We start from the raw sequence: 20,191 nt of genomic DNA on the forward strand, positions 1-20,191 counted from the left end.
GTTATCGAACAGAGGGTCGGTTACTTCTTGTGCCTGATCGCATCTTCCGGCACCATGGCTGACCATGGAAGAAGGCACTTCGAAGTCACCCGGGTACACGGCGGTAACCGACCCCGAGTACTGCCAGAAGTGGGACCCGCGCGAGGACTGCGAGGTCCGGCAGATCCTCGACCGCATCGCCGACAAGTGGTCGCTGCTGGTCATCGCCCTGCTCGACCTGCGCAGCCTGCGGTTCACCGAGCTGCGACGCGAGATCGACGGCATCAGCCAGCGCATGCTGACGGTCACCCTGCGCCAGCTCGAGCGCGACGGCCTCGTGCGCCGCACCGTTCACCCCGTCGTGCCGCCCCGTGTCGACTACGAGCTGACTCCGCTGGGCGCCACGCTGCACGACACCATCGAGGCGCTGGTCAACTGGACCGAGGCGCACCGGCAGGAGATCGCTTCCGCCCGCGACGACTACGACCGCCGCGCCGCTGCCGCTGCCGGAGAGCTCGTCGACGCCTGAGCGCGAATTCCGGGTGCACAAGGGAGCGGGGATGTGGCAGACTCTGCGCTCGTGATCAGCATGCCGCTCCGCACCGCCGTCCCGGCGGTCGTCGGCATGCCCTGCTGTTGTCGCTGTCGCTGAACCTCTCCCGCGACCCGACCCTCCGGCGGGCCAGGCTGTCAGGCCGGCCGCCCTCTTCCCACAGCAGGCAGGAATGTTCTCGAACCACTCGTCCCTCAGCGGGCGCACCGTCCTCGTCCTCCACGCGCACCCCGACGACGAGGCCATCTTCACCGGCGTGACGCTGCGCCGCCTGGCCGACGCCGGCGCGCGGGTCGTGCTGGTCACGGCCACGCTGGGCGAGCTGGGCGAGGTGCACGTGCCGCTGGCGCCCGGCGAGACCATGGCGCAGCGCCGGGTCGCCGAGCTGGAGGCCGCGGCTTCCTTGCTGGGCGTGTCGCGGCTGGTCCTGCTGGGCGCGCGCGACTCCGGGCTGCCCGGCGCCGCCGACAACGTCCACCCCGACGCGCTGGCCGCGGCCGACCCCGCGCGCGTGGCGCGGCGCATCGCCGCCCTGATCGAGTCCGAGGGCGCCGAGGCTCTCGTCCACGACGACGGCCGCGGCATCTACGGCCACCCCGACCACCTGGCCGCGCACCGCATCGGCGCCGCGGCCGCCCGGCTGACCGGCGTCGTGGCCTACGAGTCCACGGTCGACCGCGACCACCTGCACGACCGCGCCACCCGCTCCCACCTCATCCACGCCGCCGCCGAGGCGACCGGTCTGCCGTTCGGGGTGCCGTCCGGCGAGGTCGCGCTGCGCATCGACGGCTCCGCCGCCGAGGTGAAGGTCAAGCGGGCCGCCATCGGCGTGCACGCCAGCCAGGTCAGCCCCGACTCCCTCGGCCACGCCGGCTTCGACGAGGCCTACGGCTACGAGTGGTACCTGCGATCGGGCGCTGGTTCTGGGATCTTGGACGAGCTGGCCGTGCCGGCCGTGGTCGGTGCCCCGGCGTAGGTTCGTGGGGTTGCGTCATGGTCTGCCGTCACGTGCTGGTCTGGCGTCACGCGAAACGGTCGAATTCGGCCCCAACGCGTGACTGGGGACCAGGACGTGACATCAGACCAGGACGGTGCCGCAGCGGAGCCGACCTCAACCCCGGCAGAACCTCAAACCCCGGCCAACCAGGCGTCAACGCCTTCCAACAACTCCTTACGCACGTCCGACGGCGCGGCCGAGCCCTCGATGGAGCCGCGCGCCAGCGCCGCCAGCTGGGTGTCGCTCAGGCCGTGCACGTGCCGCGCCGTCTCGTACTGGTCGAGCAGGCGCGACCCGAACAGCAGCGGGTCGTCCGCGCCGAGCGCAACCCTGGCGCCGGCGTCGGAAAGGACCCGCAGCGGGACGTCCTCGGGCGTCGAGTACACCCCGAGCGCGACGTTCGAGGCCGGGCAGACCTCGAGGGTGATCTGCGACTCGACGATGCGCTCGAGCAGCGCCGGGTCCTCCGTCGACCGGATGCCGTGGCCCAGCCGGGCCGCGCCGAGGTCGTCGAGGCAGGCCCGGGCGCTGTCGGGGCCACGCAGCTCGCCGCCGTGCGGCGCCGAGATCAGGTCGGCGCGCGCGGCGATGGCGAAGGCCGGCGCGAACTCGGCGATGACGCCGCGGCGCTCGTCGTTGGAGAGGCCGAAGCCCACCACGCCGCGCCCCGCGTACTGCCCGGCCAGCCGGGCCAGCGTGCGCGCGTCGAGCGGGTGCCGGGTGCGGTTGGCCGCGATGACCACGGCGATGCCGACTCCCGTCGTCGTCGACGACACGCGCGCCGCGTCGAGCACGAGGTCCGTGAACGCCGTGATGCCGCCGAACCGGCCCCCGTACCCGGACGGGTCGACCTGGATCTCGAGCCAGCCCGAGCCCTCGGCCGCCTCGTCCTGAGCGGCCTCGAGCACGAGCCGGCGCACGTCCGACTCCGTCCGCAGCACCGACCGCGCGACGTCGTAGAGGCGCTGGAACCGGAACCAGCCCTTCTCGTCGGCGGCCGACAGCAGCGGCGGCCAGTCCTCGCGCAGCGAGTCGGGCAGCCGCACGCCGTGCTCGTCGGCGAGGTCGAGCAGCGTGGAGTGCCGCATCGACCCGGTGAAGTGCAGGTGCAGGTGCGCCTTGGGCAGGGCCCGCAGGTCGCGAGGAGCCGGTTCGGTCACGCGACGGGGCTCAGCCGAGCAGCCGCTGGATCCGGCCGACGCCCTCGGCGAGGTCGTCGTCGCCCAGTGCGTACGACAGCCGCAGGTAGCCGCTGGGGCCGAACGCCTCGCCCGGCACCACCGCGACCTCGGCCTCCTCGAGGATCAGCTCGGCGAGCTCGGCGCTGGTCTTCGGCGTGCGCCCAGCGATGGTCCGGCCGAGCACGTCCTTGACCGACGGGTAGGCGTAGAAGGCGCCCTCGGGCACCGGGCAGAACACGCCGTCGATCTCGTTGAGCATGCTGACCATGGTGCGACGGCGCCGGTCGAACGCCGCGCGCATGTCGGCGACGGCGGAGAGGTCGCCGGCGACGGCGGCCAGCGCGGCCCGCTGCGACACGTTCGACACGTTGGACGTGGCGTGCGACTGCAGGTTGGCGGCGGCCTTGATGACGTCCTTGGGGCCGATCATCCAGCCGACCCGCCAGCCGGTCATGGCGTAGGTCTTGGCGACGCCGTTGACGACGACGCAGGTGTCGGCCAGCTCGGGCACCTCGGTGACGATGGACGAGAACGTCGCGTCGCCGTAGACGAGGTGCTCGTAGATCTCGTCGGTGACGACCCACAGGCCGTTGGCGTGCGCCCACCGGCCGATCTCGCGGACCGCCTCGGGCGAGTACACGGCACCTGTGGGGTTCGACGGCGACACGAACAGCAGCACCTTGGTGCGCGGGGTGCGGGCCGCCTCGAGCTGCTCGACGCTGACGCGGTAGCCGGTGGTCTCGTCGGCCAGGACCTCGACGGGGACGCCGCCGGCCAGCGCGATGGACTCGGGGTACGTGGTCCAGAACGGCGTCGGCATGAGCACCTCGTCGCCCGGGTCGAGCAGGGCGGCGAAGGTCTGGTAGACGGCCTGCTTGCCGCCGTTGGTGATGAGCACCTGGCCGGCCTCGACCTGGAAGCCGGAGTCGCGCGCGGTCTTCGCGGCGACGGCCTCCTTCAGCTCCGGCAGGCCGCCGGCTGGGGTGTAGCGGTGGTTGCGGGGGTCGCGGCAGGCCTCGACGGCGGCCTCGACGATGTAGTCGGGCGTCGGGAAGTCGGGCTCGCCGGCCCCGAAGCCGATGACCGGCCGGCCCGCCGCCTTGAGCGCCTTCGCCTTCGCATCGACCGCAAGAGTTGCCGACTCGGTGATGGCGGCGATGCGGGCAGAGACGCGGGTGGCGGCGCCGGCGGGCGCAGGCGAGATCATGCGGTCCATCCTGGCATCATCTCGCCGCGCCGCGCCAAGGGGTTGAGCGTTTCAGCCGCCGGACACGAGGTCAGCGCTGCTTGCCGCTCCGTGCCGCGTAGTACGCGCTCGACTCGGGCCGGTAGAGCAGGTACAAGATGTACCCGGCCAGTGCGATCGACACCAGGTTGACGACCAGCCCGATGCCGCCGCCCCCGGTGCCCAGAGAGAGCACCGTGAACAGGATGTTCAGGCCACCGAGCACGGTGGCGACGACGCGGGCCCAGGACTTGCCGGCCTTGTTCGCCGACGCCATCCACAGCCACAGCGCGACGCCGATGAGGCCGACGACCACGGCGATGCCGACGCTGACGTTGGCGGCGGAGTCGATCTCGTCGGCGCTCAGGCTGCTGTCGGCGTCGGCGATCGCGTCACGGATCGAGTCGCGGAACAGCAGCGGGATCAGCGCCGTGACGGCCGAGATGGCCGCGCCCACGTACATGAGGATGGCCGCGCGCTGCAGCGTCTGCGGCGGCTCTGCCGGCACGGCTGGGTCGCCCCAGCCGGCGCTGCCGCCGTCGACGGGGCCGGTCCACGCGGGCGGGCCCTGGGGCGGCGGCGCGGACTGCTGCCACGGCTGCTCCGGCGGCCGGCCCTGGCCGGACTGCGCGTAGGGGTTCTCTTCCTCGCCTGGACCGGAGCCCGGCGGAGGGGTGGTGCCGCTCATGGTCGAATCTCCATCGTCTGGACGGGTACCTGTAGGCAAGGCACCCTAGCTGGTCGGAGGCGTCCGTGAGGCGAACCAGCGCCGTGCCTCCGGGCGGTACAACAGCCAGGTGACGGCGACGGCCACCACGGCGACGAGTCCGCTGACGACGTTGTAGGCGTCGAATCGCGGCGCACTCACCAGCGTGGCGAGCGTCGCCAGCACGTACACCGCCGCGAACACCGTCGCCAGGACCCGGTACCGGCCCCTGCCGCGACGGCAGCCGCGCGCCACCAGCAGCCACAGGCCGGCCACGACGAGCAGGAAGAACAGGTACGTGCCGCGCATGCTGGCGCCGGACACCTCCGTGCCCGCGGAGTCGGCGAGCGCGTCCTCGAAGGCGTCGGGGTCGAGCGCCCGCAGCACACCCATCAGTGCCGTCAGTGCCGCACCCAGATACATGAGGCGCACGGCGGTCAGGATCTCGCCCGGCGGGCGCAGGACGCTCACGCCGTCGTTCCCCGGCACCGTGGCGCTCATGTCGGTCTCCGTCGGGTCGCCAGCACGTACCATCGACACTAGAGATCACCGGGCCGGAGCGCCACCGATCGAGCGGCGAAGAACCTCCTCCGCAGCGAGTTCGACCAGGACGCCCCTCACCCCGTACACTCTCACTCTTGGGTGGTCGTCCGACCCCCAGCCGAAGCGTGCCCACACATCTTTGGCAGGGGATCACCACGTCCGCCCGAAGGGCAGTAGCTCAATTGGTAGAGCACCGGTCTCCAAAACCGGCGGTTGGGGGTTCAAGTCCCTCCTGCCCTGCGAGGTCGCACAACTCAGCGGCCTGACGTTGTTCCAGAGTCAGCGAGGTAGCACGTGACGGAGACCAGCGGCAAGACCGCTACACCCGAGCGTCCGCGTTCGCCCCGGCGCCGCGGCCCGTTCGCCCGCCTGTCGCTCTGGACCCGCCAGGTCGTGGCCGAGCTGCGCAAGGTCGTCTACCCGACCCGCAAGCAGCTGGTGACGTACACGGCGGTCGTGCTCGTCTTCGTGGCGATCATGATCGCGGTCGTCTCGTTGCTCGATCTCGGCCTGGGCTGGGCGATGTTCGAGATCTTCGGCTGAGCCGGTCCGTGGTCAGCCGCACCCAGGAGGAAGAAGCGCACACCGTGTCCGAGCACGAGTCGACCATCGAGGACGTCGAGACCGAGGAGTCGCCCACGGGCGAGCCCGGTCCGGCTGAGGCTGCCCCCGAGGCGGAGCCCACCGAGGCGGACGAGTCCGCTGAGGACGAGGCCGCCGAGGACGAGGCCGCCGGCAGCGTCGAGTCCGAGGAGTCCGACCCGCTGGCGGAGTTCCGCCGGGCACTGCGCGCCAAGCCTGGCGAGTGGTTCGTGGTCCAGACCTACTCCGGTATGGAGAACCGGGTCCGGGCCAACCTCGAGAACCGCATCGGCAGCCTCAACATGGAGGACTTCATCTTCGAGATCGAGGTCCCCACCGAAGAGGTCGCCGAGATCAAGAACGGCCAGCGCCGCATGGTGAAGCGCAACCGCTTCCCCGGCTACGTGCTGGTGCGTATGGACATGACCGACGAGTCGTGGTCCGCGGTCCGCAACACCCCTGCCGTCACGGGGTTCGTCGGGCACGCGCACCAGCCCATCCCGCTGGACCTCGACGAGGTCGAGCGCTGGCTCGCTCCGCAGGTGGCCGAGCAGGCCAAGCCGGCGGAGGAGAAGAAGCAGGTCGAGGTCGTGGACTTCGAGGTCGGTGACTCCGTCATGGTCGTCGACGGACCGTTCGCCACTCTGCACGCGACCATCAACGAGATCAACGCCGACTCCCAGAAGATCAAGGGACTCGTCGAGATCTTCGGCCGCGAGACCCCCGTCGAGCTCTCGTTCAACCAGATCCAGAAGCTCTGACGGACCCCCGCGCGCGCCGTCCGGTGCGCACGGGACAGCAGCACCATCACGACAAGGACCCGAGGAATGCCAGCGAAGAAGAAGGTCGCAGGCCTGATCAAGCTCCAGATCAAGGCCGGCCAGGCGACCCCGGCACCGCCAGTCGGCCCCGCGCTGGGCCAGCACGGTGTCAACATCATGGAGTTCTGCAAGGCGTACAACGCGGCCACCGAGTCGCAGCGGGGCGACGTGGTCCCGGTGGAGATCACGGTCTACGAGGACCGTTCCTTCACCTTCGTCACGAAGACCCCGCCGGCCGCGAAGCTGATCCTCAAGGCCGCCGGCGTCGAGAAGGGCTCGGGCGAGCCGCAGAAGACGAAGGTCGCCTCGATCAGCCGCGAGCAGCTTCGCTCGATCGCCGAGACGAAGATGCCCGACCTCAACGCCAACGACATCGAGGCCGCCGAGAAGATCATCGCGGGCACCGCCCGGCAGATGGGCGTCACGGTCGCCGACTGACAACCCGGCTCGGTCATCACGAGCCGGCCAGTGGGAGGGTCCCAGCGCTGGGCCCGCACCACGACTCCACAGATCCACGAGGAGATGACATGAAGCGCAGCAAGTCCTACCGCGCCGCGGCCGACAAGATCGACCGCGAGCGCCTGTACAACCCGGCCGAGGCCGTCAAGCTCGCCCGCGAGACGTCGACCACCAAGTACGACTCCACCGTCGAGGTGGCCCTGCGGCTGGGCGTCGACCCCCGCAAGGCCGACCAGATGGTCCGCGGCACCGTCAACCTCCCGCACGGCACCGGCAAGACCGCTCGGGTCCTGGTCTTCGCCGTCGGCCCGAAGGCCGAGGAGGCCAAGGCGGCGGGTGCCGACATCGTCGGCGGCGACGAGCTGGTCGAAGAGGTCCAGGGCGGCCGGCTCGACTTCGACGCCGTCGTCGCGACGCCGGACCTCATGGGCAAGGTCGGCCGGCTGGGCCGCGTGCTCGGCCCGCGCGGCCTGATGCCGAACCCGAAGACGGGCACCGTCACCATGGACGTCGAGAAGGCCGTCTCCGACATCAAGGGCGGCAAGATCGAGTTCCGGGTCGACCGGCACGCGAACCTCCACTTCATCATCGGCAAGACGTCGTTCACCGAGCAGGCCCTGGCCGAGAACTACGCGGCCGCCCTCGACGAGATCAACCGGCTCAAGCCGTCGGCATCGAAGGGCCGCTACATCCGCAAGGCGACGCTCACCACCACCATGGGCCCGAGCATCCCGCTCGACCCGTCGAAGGTGCGTGCGGCGGAGGCTGCCGAGGCATGAGTTCCGCCCGGTGAGCCGTTCGCTGACGACTCACCGCTCCGCGACCGCCGCGAACCAGTCCGATGGCTCGCGGCGGTCGCGTTTCGCTGCCCGGATCCGGGAGGTGCCGGTGCTGGGCCGGTTCCTGGCCTGGCTCCGCCCCGACTACGGCGGGCTGATCGGCGCGGCCTGCTTCTTCTGCTGGTCGCTGACGCCGACGCTGCTGCCGCGCACCTGGGTCTACCAGGCCATGGTGAGCGGGCTGACGGCCACCATCGGTTACGCGCTCGGTGTGCTGCTGGCCTGGCTGGTGCGCCTGGTGCTGCGCCGCGCGCGGCCCGCCTGGCTCACGCCGTCGCCGCGGACCCGGCTGATCGCCTGGTGGGGCCTGGGGGTGACGGCGGCAGCTGCGGTGGCGTGGTACCTGGCGTCGAACGCGGCCTGGCAGACCGAGTTGCGCACGCTGATGGACGTCGAGAGTCCGGGGCCCAACCACTACCTGCTGATCCTGCTGGTCGCGGGCGCGATCTTCGTCGTCTTCCTGGCGCTGGCCCGGCTGCTGCGCGGCGCGTCGCGGCGGCTGCGGCGGTTCTTCGCCCGCTGGGTGCCGCCCGTCGTGGCGCTGGTCGCGTCGGTGCTGTGCGTGGGCGGGCTGGCGTTCTGGTCCTGGACCGGCCTGCTGTACCCGAGCCTGCTCGACGTCGCCAACGACGCGTTCGCCGCGGTCAACATGGAGACCGAGGCCGGCAACAACGCGCCGTCGTCGGCGACCCACTCGGGCGGGCCGGGCTCGCTGGTCACCTGGGACTCGCTGGGCCGCAAGGGCCGCGAGTTCGTGTCGTCCGGCCCTACGGTCGAGGAGCTGACGGCGTTCAGCGGCAGCCGGGCGCTGGACCCGGTCCGCGCCTACGTCGGCATGGACTCCGCCGAGACGCCCGCGGGGCTGGCCTCGCTCGCCGTCCGCGAGCTGGAACGGGCCGGCGGCTTCGACCGGCAGGTGCTCGTGGTGGTGACGACGACGGGGACCGGCTGGGTCGACGGGGCGGCGGCCGACGCGCTCGAGTACCTCTACAACGGCGACTCCGCGATCGTCGCGCTGCAGTACTCGTACCTGCCCAGCTGGATCTCCTTCGTCGCCGACCAGGAGCAGGTGCGCCTGGCCGGCCGCGCGCTGTTCGACGCCGTCCACGACGCCTGGCTGGAGCGCCCGCCGTCGGAGCGCCCCAAGCTGATCGTCTACGGCGAGAGCCTCGGCGCCATGGGCAGCGCGGCCGCGTTCGACTCCCTGGGCGACCTGCGGTCCAAGGTCGACGGCGCGCTGTGGGTCGGCTCGCCCAGCCGGCACTCGCTGCGCCGTGAGCTGACCGCGGACCGCGATCCCGGCTCGCCGGCGCGACTGCCCGTGTACGACGGCGGCCGCGAGGTCAAGTTCTGGGGCGGCTGGCAGGAGCCGCTGGACCTCGAGTTCGAGGAGGGCCCGCCGGTGGTGTTCCTGCAGCACGCCTCCGACCCTGTCACGCTGTGGTCGTGGGACCTGCTGCTCGAGCGGCCCGAGTGGATCGACGAGGAGCACGGCCCCGACGTCCTGCCCACCCTCGACTGGTATCCGTTCGTCACGTTCTGGCAGGTCACTGCCGACATGGCGCTGTCGGCGACAGTGCCGGCCGGGCACGGGCACAACTACGGCGGCGAGCTCGTCGACGCCTGGCTCGCGGTCGCGCCGCCCGACGACTGGCCGGACGGGCGCACCGAGGAGCTGCGCGACATGGTGCACTCGTTCCAGGACCAGAAGACGGGCCCCTTCGGCTGACGTGGTGACCGATTTGGTGGGCGGGGGCCGCACCCCGTACCATTGACGCTGCCAAAGACCGCCGGTCTCACGATCGCCCGCCGATCGTGACGAAGGTCCCGCAGTGATGTGGTCGGCCCGCGCAGGTGAGAGACGAAGGTCCGTCGTCGGCCGTGTGCCGTCGGTTTCCTCCGCCCCGCGCCTGCGCCGGGGCGTTTTTCATGTCTGTGGGTCCCTCCGGCACCACCATCCGGAAGAAGGAGCCCCATGGCGAGGCCTGACAAGGCAGCCGCGGTCGCCGAGCTCGCGGACGAGTTCCGCGCCAGCAACGCGGTCGTGCTGACCGAGTACCGCGGCCTCACCGTCAAGCAGCTGACGGAACTGCGTCGGTCGCTCGGTGGGAACGCGTCCTACGCCGTGGTGAAGAACACGCTGACCAAGATCGCGGCGCGCGAAGCCGGGGTCTCGGGGCTCGACGACTACCTCTCCGGCCCGTCGGCCATCGCCTTCGTCAAGGGCGACCCGGTCGAGGCCGCGAAGGGCCTGCGTGACTTCGCCAAGGCGAATCCCGTCCTCGTCGTGAAGGGTGGCCTGCTCGACGGCGCCCCGCTCACCGGTGAGGAGATCAACAAGCTCGCCGACCTCGAGTCGCGTGAGGTCCTGCTGGCCAAGCTGGCCGGTGCGATGAAGGCGTCGCTGCATAACGCGGTGTCGCTGTTCGCCGCCCCGCTGGCGCAGACCGCTCGCGTCGTCGAGGCGCTGCGGCAGAAGGCCGAGGCCGACCCGAGCATCCTCGCCGGAGGCGCCGGCACGCCGGCCGTCGCCGACGAAGCGCCGGCCGAGGAGGCGCCCGCTGCCGAGGCGGCCGCCGACGAGGCACCTGCCGACGAGGCACCCGCCGCCGAGACCGCTGAGGCGGCCGAGGCGACGGAGCAGAACGAGGGCTGAACGCCCGGGGGTCGTCACTCGACCCCGAGCCCGTACGACAACCCGGCATTCAGCCGACCACAGAAAGGAACCGCCACCATGGCGAAGCTCAACACCGAGGAGCTCCTCGACGCGTTCAAGGAGATGACTCTGATCGAGCTCTCCGAGTTCGTGAAGAAGTTCGAGGAGACCTTCGAGGTCACCGCGGCCGCTCCGGTCGCCGTCGCCGCCGCTCCGGGCGCCGGTGGCGCGGGTGCCGCCGCTCCGGCCGAGGAGGAGAAGGACGAGTTCGACGTCATTCTCGAGTCCGCCGGCGACAAGAAGATCCAGGTCATCAAGGAGGTCCGCGCGCTGACCTCCCTCGGCCTGAAGGAGGCCAAGGACCTGGTCGAGGCCGCACCGAAGCCGCTGCTCGAGAAGGTCAACAAGGAGGCCGCGGACAAGGCCAAGGAGGCCCTCGAGGCCGCCGGCGCCACCGTCTCCGTCAAGTGAGTCTCTGACCCACTGGCATCCGGCGGGCCCGGTACCCCTTCACGGGGGTGCCGGGCCCGTTCGCATGTCCGGATCGGTGACACCGCGCCTTGACACGCTGGACGTGACCCAGCGCGCCCGGAATGTCGCGTATGTGGAACGCCACGGCGTGCCAAGGCCATCGGTGACATCGGGCCGGGCGTATCGGTGACATCGGCCGACGCCTCCGAGAACGGCCAGCGGGCGTCCGAAACGTGGGAACGAGCACGCATCTGTTCGCCCACAGTGAAATCCGGCAGCCGTCGCGAGGACCCCTCGGTCTGCCCCGCCGCAGCGCCCGGCCCCCGGCAACCCACCCGCCGCGCCACTGGATCGTACGTTCGGATGAGTTGTTGATCAGCCTCTGAGCACCGCGAATGCGGCAAAACAGGGGACTCTTCCGGGATTCCGGGAGCGTCGGTGCTTGACGAGAGCGACCTCGTGACGAGATGCTGATCGGGCAGTGGGGTGGGGGATGCGAGACAGAAGGAAGCGCGGAGTGGCTGACCACTCGACAGCAGTGTGCCCTTTGGGTTAGACTGCAGCTTTGCGCTGCCCTTCGCCGATGCTGCCCGCTTGGGTTGAGGACCGCGCGTGCATTCCGACCGTGTGCCCTCGGAAGGACCCCTGTTGGCCGTCACGCCCACCACCACTGCTGGCCCCAATGTCTCGCGTCGCATCTCCTTTGCCAAGATTCGCGAACCTCTTGACGTTCCGAACCTCCTCGCCCTTCAGATAGACAGCTTCGACTGGTTGCTCGGCAACGAGCGCTGGCAGGCGCGTGTCGCCGCCGCCGAGGCGGAGGGGCGTACCGACGTCAACACCACGTCGGGTCTGCAGGAGATCCTCGACGAGATCAGCCCCATCGAGGACTTCTCGGCGACCATGTCGCTGTCGTTCTCGAACCCTCGCTTCGAGGACCCCAAGAACAGCATCGACGAGTGCAAGATGCGCGACTTCACGTACTCCGCGCCGCTGTTCGTCACCGCCGAGTTCATCAACAACGAGACCGGCGAGATCAAGTCCCAGACGGTGTTCATGGGCGACTTCCCGCTCATGACCCCCAAGGGGACGTTCATCGTCAACGGCACCGAGCGTGTCGTCGTGTCGCAGCTGGTGCGCTCGCCGGGCGTCTACTTCGAGCGGTCGCTCGACAAGACCTCTGACAAGGACATCTACACGGCCAAGGTCATCCCGTCGCGGGGTGCGTGGCTCGAGTTCGAGATCGACAAGCGCGACATGGTCGGCGTGCGTCTCGACCGCAAGCGCAAGCAGAACGTCACCGTGCTGCTCAAGGCCATGGGCTGGACCAACGAGCAGATCCTCGAGGAGTTCGGCGACTACGAGTCGATGCGCGCCACCCTGGAGAAGGACCACACCACCACCCAGGACGAGGCGCTGCTCGACATCTACCGCAAGATGCGCCCGGGCGAGCCGCCCACGCGCGAGGCCGCGCAGCAGCTGCTCGAGAACGCGTACTTCAACCCGAAGCGCTACGACCTCGCCAAGGTCGGCCGGTACAAGCTGGGCAAGAAGCTCGGCCTGGACCTCCCGCTCGACCAGAGCACGCTGACCATCGACGACATCATCGGCACGCTGCGCTACCTGGTGCGGCTGCACGCGAGCGAGACGGAGCTGACGAACGGCGACCTCACGGTCCCGGTCGAGGTCGACGACATCGACCACTTCGGCAACCGCCGCCTGCGCACCGTCGGCGAGCTCATCCAGAACCAGGTCCGCACCGGTCTGTCGCGCATGGAGCGCGTCGTCCGCGAGCGCATGACCACGCAGGACGTCGAGGCCATCACGCCGCAGACCCTGATCAACATCCGTCCCGTCGTGGCGGCGATCAAGGAGTTCTTCGGCACCTCGCAGCTGTCGCAGTTCATGGACCAGACCAACCCGCTGGCCGGCCTGACGCACAAGCGTCGCCTCTCGGCCCTGGGCCCGGGCGGTCTGTCCCGCGAGCGCGCCGGCATGGAGGTCCGCGACGTCCACCCGTCGCACTACGGCCGCATGTGCCCCATCGAGACCCCTGAGGGCCCGAACATCGGCCTCATCGGCTCGCTGGCCACCTACGGGCGCATCAACGCGTTCGGGTTCATCGAGACGCCGTACCGCAAGGTCGTCGACTCGCGGGTCACCGACGAGATCGAGTACCTCAGCGCTGACGAGGAAGACCGCAGCATCATCGCGCAGGCCAATGCGCAGCTGACCGAGGACAACGGCTTCGCCGAGGACAAGGTGCTGGTCCGCAAGCGTGGCGGCGAGATCGAGACCGTCCCGGGCGAGCAGGTCGACTACATGGACGTGTCGCCGCGGCAGATGGTGTCCGTCGCCACCGCCATGATCCCGTTCCTCGAGCACGACGACGCCAACCGCGCGCTCATGGGCTCCAACATGCAGCGCCAGGCCGTGCCGCTGCTCCGTTCCGAGTCGCCGCTGGTCGGCACCGGCATGGAGTCGCACGCGGCCGAGGACGCCGGCGACGTCATCCTGGCCGAGAAGGACGGTGTGGTCACCGAGCTCTCGGCCGACTACATCACCGTCATGGCCGACGACGGCACGTACCAGACGTACCAGCTGGCGAAGTTCCGCCGGTCCAACGCCGGGTCGTGCATCAACCAGAAGCCGATCGTCGACGAGGGCCAGCGGGTCCTGGCCGGCCAGGTCATCGCCGACGGCCCGTCCACCGAGCTCGGTGAGATGGCGCTGGGCAAGAACATGCTGGTCGCGTTCATGTCGTGGGAGGGCCACAACTACGAGGACGCCATCGTCATCTCGCAGCGGCTCATCCAGGACGACGTCCTCACCTCGATCAAGATCGAGGAGCACGAGGTCGACGCCCGCGACACCAAGCTGGGCCCCGAGGAGATCACGCGGGACATCCCGAACGTCTCCGACGAGGTGCTGGCCGACCTCGACGAGCGCGGCATCATCCGCATCGGCGCCGAGGTCACCAACGGCGACATCCTCGTCGGCAAGGTCACGCCCAAGGGCGAGACCGAGCTGACCCCCGAGGAGCGGCTGCTCCGCGCGATCTTCGGCGAGAAGGCGCGCGAGGTCCGCGACACCTCGCTGAAGGTGCCGCACGGCGAGTCCGGCAAGGTCATCGGCGTCCGGGTGTTCGACCGCGACGAGGGCGACGAGCTCCCGCCGGGCGTCAACCAGCTGGTCCGCGTCTACATCGCTCAGATGCGCAAGATCCAGGACGGCGACAAGCTCGCCGGCCGTCACGGCAACAAGGGCGTCATCTCCAAGATCCTGCCGGTCGAGGACATGCCGTTCCTCGAGGACGGCACGCCGGTCGACATGGTGCTGAACCCGCTGGGCGTCCCGAGCCGCATGAACCTCGGCCAGGTCATGGAGACCCACCTCGGGTGGGTGGCCAAGACCGGCTGGGAGGTCGAGGGCGACGACGAGGAGTGGAAGACGCGGCTGCGCGGCATCGGCGCCGGCGAGGCTCCGGCCGACACCAAGGTCGCCACGCCGGTCTTCGACGGTGCGCGCGAGGACGAGATCGCCGGCCTGCTCGGGTCGACGCTCAAGACCCGCGACGGCGTCCGCCTGGTGGGTGGCGACGGCAAGGCCCAGCTGTACGACGGCCGGTCCGGTGAGCCGTTCCCGAAGCCGGTGGCGGTGGGCTACATGTACATCCTGAAGCTCAACCACCACGTCGACGACAAGATCCACGCCCGGTCGACCGGTCCGTACTCGATGGTCACGCAGCAGCCGCTGGGTGGCAAGGCGCAGTTCGGCGGCCAGCGTTTCGGCGAGATGGAGGTCTGGGCGCTCCAGGCCTACGGCGCCGCCTACGCGCTGCAGGAGCTGCTCACCATCAAGTCCGACGACGTCCCGGGCCGGGTCAAGGTCTACGAGGCCATCGTCAAGGGCGAGAACATCCCCGAGTCCGGTATCCCCGAGTCGTTCAAGGTGCTCTTCAAGGAGATGCAGGCGTTGTGCCTCAACGTCGAGGTCCTCTCCAGCGACGGGTCCCAGATCGAGATGCGCGAGACCGACGAGGACGTGTTCCGCGCGGCTGAAGAACTCGGAATCGACCTGTCCCGGCGCGAGCCGAGCAGCGTCGAAGAGGTCTGACGGTGGTGGGAGGCCGGTCCGCTGAGCCGGCCTCCCATTTCCGCCGGCCACCACAGACCTGAAACATCTGAGCGAGAGAAGGACACACGTGCTCGACGTCAATTTCTTCGACGAGCTACGCATCGGCCTCGCGACCGCCGACAACATCCGCGAGTGGTCGCACGGTGAGGTCAAGAAGCCTGAGACCATCAACTACCGCACCCTCAAGCCGGAGAAGGACGGGCTCTTCTGCGAGAAGATCTTCGGTCCCACCCGCGACTGGGAGTGCTACTGCGGCAAGTACAAGCGCGTCCGCTTCAAGGGCATCATCTGTGAGCGCTGTGGCGTCGAGGTCACGCGCGCCAAGGTGCGCCGCGAGCGGATGGGCCACATCGAGCTGGCCGCCCCCGTCACGCACATCTGGTACTTCAAGGGTGTGCCGTCGCGGCTGGGCTACCTGCTCGACCTCGCCCCGAAGGACCTCGAGAAGGTCATCTACTTCGCCGCCTACATGATCACCTGGGTCGACGAGGAGGCGCGGCACCGCGACCTCTCCTCGCTCGAGGGCCAGATCGACGTCGAGCGCAAGCAGATCGAGCAGCGCCGCGACGCCGACATCGAGACGCGGGCGAAGAAGCTCGAGGCCGACCTCGCCGAGCTCGAGGCCGAGGGTGCCAAGGGCGACGCGCGCCGCAAGGTCAAGGAGTCGGCCGAGCGCGAGATGAGCCAGCTGCGCAAGCGCGCCGAGGCCGAGATCGACCGCCTGAACGCCGTGTGGGACCGCTTCCGCAACCTCAAGGTCCAGGACCTCGAGGGCGACGAGCTGCTCTACCGCGAGATGCGCGACCGCTTCGGTCAGTACTTCCGCGGCGGCATGGGCGCGCAGGCCATCAAGGAGCGCATCGACGGCTTCGACCTCGAGGCCGAGGCCGAGAAGCTGCGCGACCTCATCCGCACCGGCAAGGGCCAGAAGAAGACCCGTGCGCTGAAGCGGCTCAAGGTCGTCTCGCCGTTCCTGACGACGAAGAACGACCCCCGCGGCATGGTGCTCGACGCCGTCCCGGTCATCCCGCCGGACCTGCGCCCCATGGTGCAGCTCGACGGTGGCCGGTTCGCGACCAGCGACCTGAACGACCTCTACCGCCGGGTCATCAACCGGAACAACCGCCTCAAGCGGCTGCTCGACCTCGGCGCGCCCGAGATCATCGTCAACAACGAGAAGCGGATGCTCCAGGAGTCCGTGGACGCGCTGTTCGACAACGGCCGCCGCGGCCGTCCCGTCACGGGTCCCGGCAACCGCCCGCTGAAGTCGATCTCCGACATGCTCAAGGGCAAGCAGGGCCGGTTCCGCCAGAACCTGCTGGGCAAGCGCGTCGACTACTCGGGCCGTTCGGTCATCGTCGTCGGCCCGCAGCTCAAGCTGCACCAGTGCGGCCTGCCGAAGGGCATGGCGATCGAGCTGTTCAAGCCGTTCGTCATGAAGCGTCTGGTCGACCTGTCGCACGCGCAGAACATCAAGAGCGCGAAGCGCATGGTCGAGCGCGCCCGCCCGGTCGTCTGGGACGTCCTCGAGGAGGTCATCGCCGAGCACCCGGTCCTGCTGAACCGGGCGCCGACGCTGCACCGTCTCGGCATCCAGGCGTTCGAGCCGCAGCTCATCGAGGGCAAGGCCATCCAGATCCACCCGCTCGTCTGCACGGCGTTCAACGCCGACTTCGACGGCGACCAGATGGCCGTGCACCTTCCGCTGTCGGCCGAGGCCCAGGCCGAGGCCCGGGTCCTGATGCTGTCCAGCAACAACATCCTCAAGCCGGCCGACGGCCGGCCGGTCACCATGCCGACGCAGGACATGGTGCTGGGCATCTTCTTCCTCACCTCCGACCGTCCGGAGCAGACGGGCGAGGGCCGCGCGTTCTCGTCCATCGCCGAGGGCATCGCCGCGTTCGACCGCGGTGAGCTGTCGCTGCAGGCGCCGATCACCCTGCGGGTGAACGACGTCGTGCCGCCGGCCGGCTACGAGACGCCGGAGGACTGGGAGGCGGGCCAGCCGCTGACGCTGCGCACGACCCTGGGCCGGGCGCTGTTCAACGAGGCGCTGCCGCTCGACTACCCGTTCGTCGACGCCGTCGTGGACAAGAAGCGCCTCGGCAGCATCGTCAACGACCTCGCCGAGCGCTACCCGAAGATCCAGGTGGCGGCCACGCTCGACGCGCTGAAGGAGATCGGCTTCCACTGGGCCACCCGGTCCGGTGTCACGGTCTCGTTCGACGACGTCATGGCGCCGCCCACCAAGGCCAACATCCTCGAGGGCTTCGAGGCCAAGGCCGAGAAGGTCGAGCGCAACTTCGCCCGCGGCGTCATCTCCGACGGCGAGCGGCGCGAGGAGCTCATCGACATCTGGACCGACGCGACCAACGCGGTCGACGAGGCCATGCGGGCGTCGTTCGCCTCCGAGAACGCCATCAACATCATGGTCACCTCCGGTGCCCGTGGTAACTGGATGCAGATCCGCCAGCTGGCGGGCATGCGCGGCCTGGTCGCCAACCCCAAGGGTGAGACCATCCCGCGGCCCATCAAGGCGAGCTTCCGCGAGGGTCTGTCCGTCGTCGAGTTCTTCATCTCGACGCACGGCGCCCGGAAGGGTCTGGCCGACACCGCGCTGCGGACCGCCGACTCCGGTTACCTGACCCGTCGTCTGGTCGACGTCTCCCAGGACGTCATCATCCGCGAGGTCGACTGCGGGACCGAGCGTGGTCTGCTGCTGCCGATCGCCGCGGCCGGCGCCGACGGGCGCCTCGTCACCGACGAGCACGTCGAGACCTCGGTCTACGCGCGCTCGCTGGTCGAGGACGTCGTGTCGCCCGACGGCACCAAGGTGGCGTCGGCGGGTGACGACCTCGGCGACGTCGAGATCGGCCGCCTGGTGGCCGCGGGTGTGGAGAACGTCCGTGTCCGCAGCGTCCTGACCTGCGAGAGCAAGACCGGCGTCTGCGCCATGTGCTACGGCCGGTCGTTGGCCTCCGGCAAGCTCGTCGACGTGGGCGAGGCGGTCGGCATCATCGCCGCCCAGTCCATCGGTGAGCCCGGCACCCAGCTGACCATGCGGACGTTCCACACCGGCGGTGTCGCCGGCGAGGACATCACGCACGGTCTGCCGCGTGTGGTCGAGCTCTTCGAGGCGCGGGCCCCGAAGGGCAAGGCTCCGCTCGCGGAGACCGCCGGCCGGGTCCGCATCGAAGAGGACGCCAAGGGCGCCCACGCGGTCATCGTCCCCGACGACGGCGGCGAGGAGCAGTCGTTCCCGCTGTCGCGGCGTGTGTTCGAGTGGACCAACCGGCGCGCTCCCGGCATCGCCCAGTGGCGTGTCCAGGACGCCGACCACGTCGAGGTCGGCGAGCTGCTGCACTCCGGTACGGCCGACCCGCACGACGTGCTGCGGGTCCAGGGCCAGCGGGCGGTCCAGGTCTTCCTGACCGACCAGGTCCAGGAGGTCTACCGGTCGCAGGGTGTCTCCATCCACGACAAGCACATCGAGATCATCGTGCGGCAGATGCTGCGCCGGATCACGGTGCTCGAGAGCGGCACCACCGACCTGCTCCCCGGCGAGCTGGTCGAGCGGTCGCGGTTCGAGGAGGAGAACCGTCGTGCGGTGGCCGAGAGCGGCCAGCCGGCGTCGGGTCGCCCGCAGCTGATGGGCATCACCAAGGCGTCGCTGGCCACGGACTCGTGGCTGTCGGCGGCGTCGTTCCAGGAGACCACGCGGGTGCTCACGGAGGCGGCCATCAACGCCAAGTCCGACCCGCTGATCGGCCTGAAGGAGAACGTCATCCTCGGCAAGCTGATCCCGGCCGGTACGGGCCTGCCCCGCTACCGCAACCTGCGGGTCGAGCCGACCGAGGAGGCCAAGGCCGCCATGTACTCCATGGTCGACTACGGCGCCGACTACTCCGACTACGAGTTCGGCCAGGGGTCCGGCGAGGCCGTGCGCCTCGAGGACTACGACTTCGGCTCGTACAACTGACGAACCGGACGTCACCGAACGACGGCGCCGTCACCCCTCGCGGGTGGCGGCGCCGTCGTCATTCCCGGTCGTCGTCGACGACCTCGAAGCCCTCGTGGCCGTCGCCCTTCTCGGGCGCGATCTCGCCCGTGGGCGGATCGACGTCCTGCTGCGCGTCGCGGACCGCCTGCAGGTAGAGGTCCTTCTGCTCGTCGGTCAGGCCGTCGTAGGTGTCGCGGTCGAAACGCACGGGACCACCTCCTCGAGCTGGAAGCTCCAGCACTCGCGCCGATGGTCCCACGACCGCCCGACCACCCGGAACCGTGTGCCGGGCGCGAACAGGACCTCCGCCTCGTGCGCGAAGAACGACAGCGACCGGATGTCGGCGCCCGTGCGCCCGGCGATGGTGAGGAACGCGTTCCCGCCGCGCCGGAATGCCTCGGCCACCGGCGCGCTGGCCGACGAGCTGGCGAACCCCCGGTCGGCGACGACGGCGCCCGGCCGCCAGCGGGGGAGGTCGGCCGCCGGCAGCGTCGTGCCGCGGAAGGAGACGCCGTCGAACCGCGGCAGCGCCGCCAGCCCGGCGACGGCGTCGTCGACCAGGCGCTGCAGGTCGTCGCGCCGCTCCGCGGGGGTCTGCTGGGGCCTGCGCAGGTGCCGGTTGATCTCTTCGACCCCTTCGACCGTCGTGTAGAAGTGCAGCGCTCGGATCTGGGCCGCGGTGAGCGGCTGAACCTGGTCGGGGTGGGGGTCCGGGGACGCCGGCCCCGCCCGCTCCGGCTGGAGGAGGGTGCCCAGCTCGTCGATGGTCGAGTCGAGGGCCAGGGTGAGGGTCTCGGCGGTGGTGGCGAGGGTGTGCGCCATGGCGGCGGCGGCCGAGCGAAGGGCGTGGTGGCGCGACGGTGACAGCGCCGGGCCGGCGGCGCGGGCCACGCCGTCGACGCGGGACAGCACCGCCGCGGCGAGCGCGCCGGCGCCGTCGTGAACCGGACCGGACAGCTCCGCCAGCCCGCGGGCGGCGGTCCGTACCGGTCGCGCGGAGGAGGAAAGGACCACACTTCCTATGGGTGGTTCCCGCGCCCCG

General features: G+C 70.2%; 17 protein-coding genes and 1 tRNA gene. 12 read left to right on the forward strand and 6 right to left on the reverse strand.

Translation table 11 applies throughout. The features are described from left to right. The first annotated feature begins 64 nt into the window (after positions 1-64). Together HD601_RS13305 and HD601_RS13310 are read left to right on the forward strand one after the other, a co-directional pair. Positions 65-508, forward strand: coding sequence for a winged helix-turn-helix transcriptional regulator (locus tag HD601_RS13305; RefSeq protein WP_184822562.1), 444 nt, complete (start codon positions 65-67; stop codon positions 506-508). 196 nt (positions 509-704) lie between these two features. Next, positions 705-1,508 (forward strand): PIG-L deacetylase family protein, encoded by an 804-nt coding sequence (locus HD601_RS13310; protein ID WP_184822563.1) that lies wholly within the window; start codon positions 705-707, stop codon positions 1,506-1,508. 152 nt (positions 1,509-1,660) lie between these two features. Here the strand turns inward: HD601_RS13310 and HD601_RS13315 are convergent, their stop codons facing one another. The 4 genes from HD601_RS13315 to HD601_RS13330 form a co-directional block, all read right to left on the reverse strand. Next, entirely contained in the window at positions 1,661-2,689 is a 1,029-nt protein-coding gene (locus HD601_RS13315) for an adenosine deaminase (protein WP_184822565.1), read from the reverse strand. A gap of 10 nt (positions 2,690-2,699) precedes the next feature. Then, positions 2,700-3,926, reverse strand: a complete 1,227-nt coding sequence (locus HD601_RS13320) for a pyridoxal phosphate-dependent aminotransferase (protein ID WP_425503410.1) — start codon at positions 3,924-3,926, stop codon at positions 2,700-2,702. Positions 3,927-3,987: 61 nt separating this feature from the next. After that, on the reverse strand, positions 3,988-4,623 hold the full coding sequence (locus HD601_RS13325; protein ID WP_184822569.1) for a hypothetical protein: 636 nt from the start codon (positions 4,621-4,623) through the stop codon (positions 3,988-3,990). A 45-nt stretch (positions 4,624-4,668) separates the two neighbouring features. Continuing rightward, positions 4,669-5,142, reverse strand: a complete 474-nt coding sequence (locus HD601_RS13330; RefSeq protein ID WP_184822571.1) for a hypothetical protein — start codon at positions 5,140-5,142, stop codon at positions 4,669-4,671. Positions 5,143-5,351: 209 nt separating this feature from the next. On the opposite strand from HD601_RS13330, the gene HD601_RS13335 reads away from it, so the two are divergent. The 10 genes from HD601_RS13335 (at position 5,352) to HD601_RS13380 (ending at position 19,128) form a co-directional block, all read left to right on the forward strand. Continuing rightward, a tRNA-Trp gene (locus tag HD601_RS13335) sits at positions 5,352-5,424 on the forward strand. Between the two features lie 54 nt (positions 5,425-5,478). After that, entirely contained in the window at positions 5,479-5,727 is a 249-nt protein-coding gene (secE, locus tag HD601_RS34775) for a preprotein translocase subunit SecE (RefSeq protein WP_184822573.1), read from the forward strand. A 44-nt stretch (positions 5,728-5,771) separates the two neighbouring features. After that, entirely contained in the window at positions 5,772-6,527 is a 756-nt protein-coding gene (gene nusG, locus HD601_RS33080; RefSeq protein WP_343076408.1) for a transcription termination/antitermination protein NusG, read from the forward strand. A gap of 66 nt (positions 6,528-6,593) precedes the next feature. Further along, positions 6,594-7,025: a 50S ribosomal protein L11 gene (gene rplK, locus HD601_RS13350; RefSeq protein ID WP_184822575.1), complete on the forward strand. Its 432-nt coding sequence runs from the start codon at positions 6,594-6,596 to the stop codon at positions 7,023-7,025. An 89-nt stretch (positions 7,026-7,114) separates the two neighbouring features. Beyond that, entirely contained in the window at positions 7,115-7,825 is a 711-nt protein-coding gene (rplA, locus tag HD601_RS13355; RefSeq protein WP_184822577.1) for a 50S ribosomal protein L1, read from the forward strand. A gap of 109 nt (positions 7,826-7,934) precedes the next feature. Further along, positions 7,935-9,614 carry an alpha/beta-hydrolase family protein gene (locus HD601_RS13360; RefSeq protein ID WP_184822579.1) on the forward strand — a complete coding sequence of 560 codons (1,680 nt, stop codon included), beginning with the start codon at positions 7,935-7,937 and terminating at the stop codon, positions 9,612-9,614. A 246-nt stretch (positions 9,615-9,860) separates the two neighbouring features. Beyond that, complete coding sequence (gene rplJ, locus HD601_RS13365; protein WP_184822581.1) at positions 9,861-10,541, forward strand: 50S ribosomal protein L10; 681 nt, start codon at positions 9,861-9,863, stop codon at positions 10,539-10,541. A 78-nt stretch (positions 10,542-10,619) separates the two neighbouring features. Then, positions 10,620-11,012, forward strand: coding sequence for a 50S ribosomal protein L7/L12 (gene rplL, locus HD601_RS13370; RefSeq protein ID WP_184822583.1), 393 nt, complete (start codon positions 10,620-10,622; stop codon positions 11,010-11,012). A gap of 645 nt (positions 11,013-11,657) precedes the next feature. Next, positions 11,658-15,128, forward strand: coding sequence for a DNA-directed RNA polymerase subunit beta (gene rpoB, locus HD601_RS13375; protein WP_184829815.1), 3,471 nt, complete (start codon positions 11,658-11,660; stop codon positions 15,126-15,128). A gap of 88 nt (positions 15,129-15,216) precedes the next feature. Continuing rightward, a complete protein-coding gene (locus tag HD601_RS13380) occupies positions 15,217-19,128 on the forward strand; it encodes a DNA-directed RNA polymerase subunit beta' (protein WP_184822585.1) in 3,912 nt (1,303 codons plus the stop codon). A gap of 58 nt (positions 19,129-19,186) precedes the next feature. Here HD601_RS13380 and HD601_RS13385 read toward each other — a convergent pair whose 3' ends face one another. Together HD601_RS13385 and HD601_RS13390 are read right to left on the reverse strand one after the other, a co-directional pair. Then, positions 19,187-19,357, reverse strand: a complete 171-nt coding sequence (locus tag HD601_RS13385) for a hypothetical protein (RefSeq protein ID WP_184822588.1) — start codon at positions 19,355-19,357, stop codon at positions 19,187-19,189. Continuing rightward, positions 19,324-20,163 (reverse strand): ADP-ribosyltransferase domain-containing protein, encoded by an 840-nt coding sequence (locus tag HD601_RS13390; RefSeq protein ID WP_184822590.1) that lies wholly within the window; start codon positions 20,161-20,163, stop codon positions 19,324-19,326. The genes HD601_RS13385 and HD601_RS13390 overlap by 34 nt, the downstream gene beginning before the upstream one ends. Positions 20,164-20,191: the final 28 nt, after the last annotated feature.

Origin of the sequence: Jiangella mangrovi, assembly GCF_014204975.1 — a bacterium.
GTDB classification, from domain to species: Bacteria; Actinomycetota; Actinomycetes; order Jiangellales; family Jiangellaceae; genus Jiangella; species Jiangella mangrovi.

What these genes read in the sequence shown, in the direction of transcription:
- HD601_RS13305 (WP_184822562.1), top strand. Translation starts at nt 65, where the DNA reads ATGGAAGAAGGCACTTCGAAGTCACCCGGGTACACGGCGGTAACCGAC.
- HD601_RS13310 (WP_184822563.1), top strand. Translation starts at nt 705, where the DNA reads ATGTTCTCGAACCACTCGTCCCTCAGCGGGCGCACCGTCCTCGTCCTC.
- HD601_RS13320 (WP_425503410.1), bottom strand. Translation starts at nt 3,926, where the DNA reads ATGGACCGCATGATCTCGCCTGCGCCCGCCGGCGCCGCCACCCGCGTC.
- HD601_RS13325 (WP_184822569.1), bottom strand. Translation starts at nt 4,623, where the DNA reads ATGAGCGGCACCACCCCTCCGCCGGGCTCCGGTCCAGGCGAGGAAGAG.
- HD601_RS13330 (WP_184822571.1), bottom strand. Translation starts at nt 5,142, where the DNA reads ATGAGCGCCACGGTGCCGGGGAACGACGGCGTGAGCGTCCTGCGCCCG.
- rplK (WP_184822575.1), top strand. Translation starts at nt 6,594, where the DNA reads ATGCCAGCGAAGAAGAAGGTCGCAGGCCTGATCAAGCTCCAGATCAAG.
- rplA (WP_184822577.1), top strand. Translation starts at nt 7,115, where the DNA reads ATGAAGCGCAGCAAGTCCTACCGCGCCGCGGCCGACAAGATCGACCGC.
- rplJ (WP_184822581.1), top strand. Translation starts at nt 9,861, where the DNA reads ATGGCGAGGCCTGACAAGGCAGCCGCGGTCGCCGAGCTCGCGGACGAG.
- rplL (WP_184822583.1), top strand. Translation starts at nt 10,620, where the DNA reads ATGGCGAAGCTCAACACCGAGGAGCTCCTCGACGCGTTCAAGGAGATG.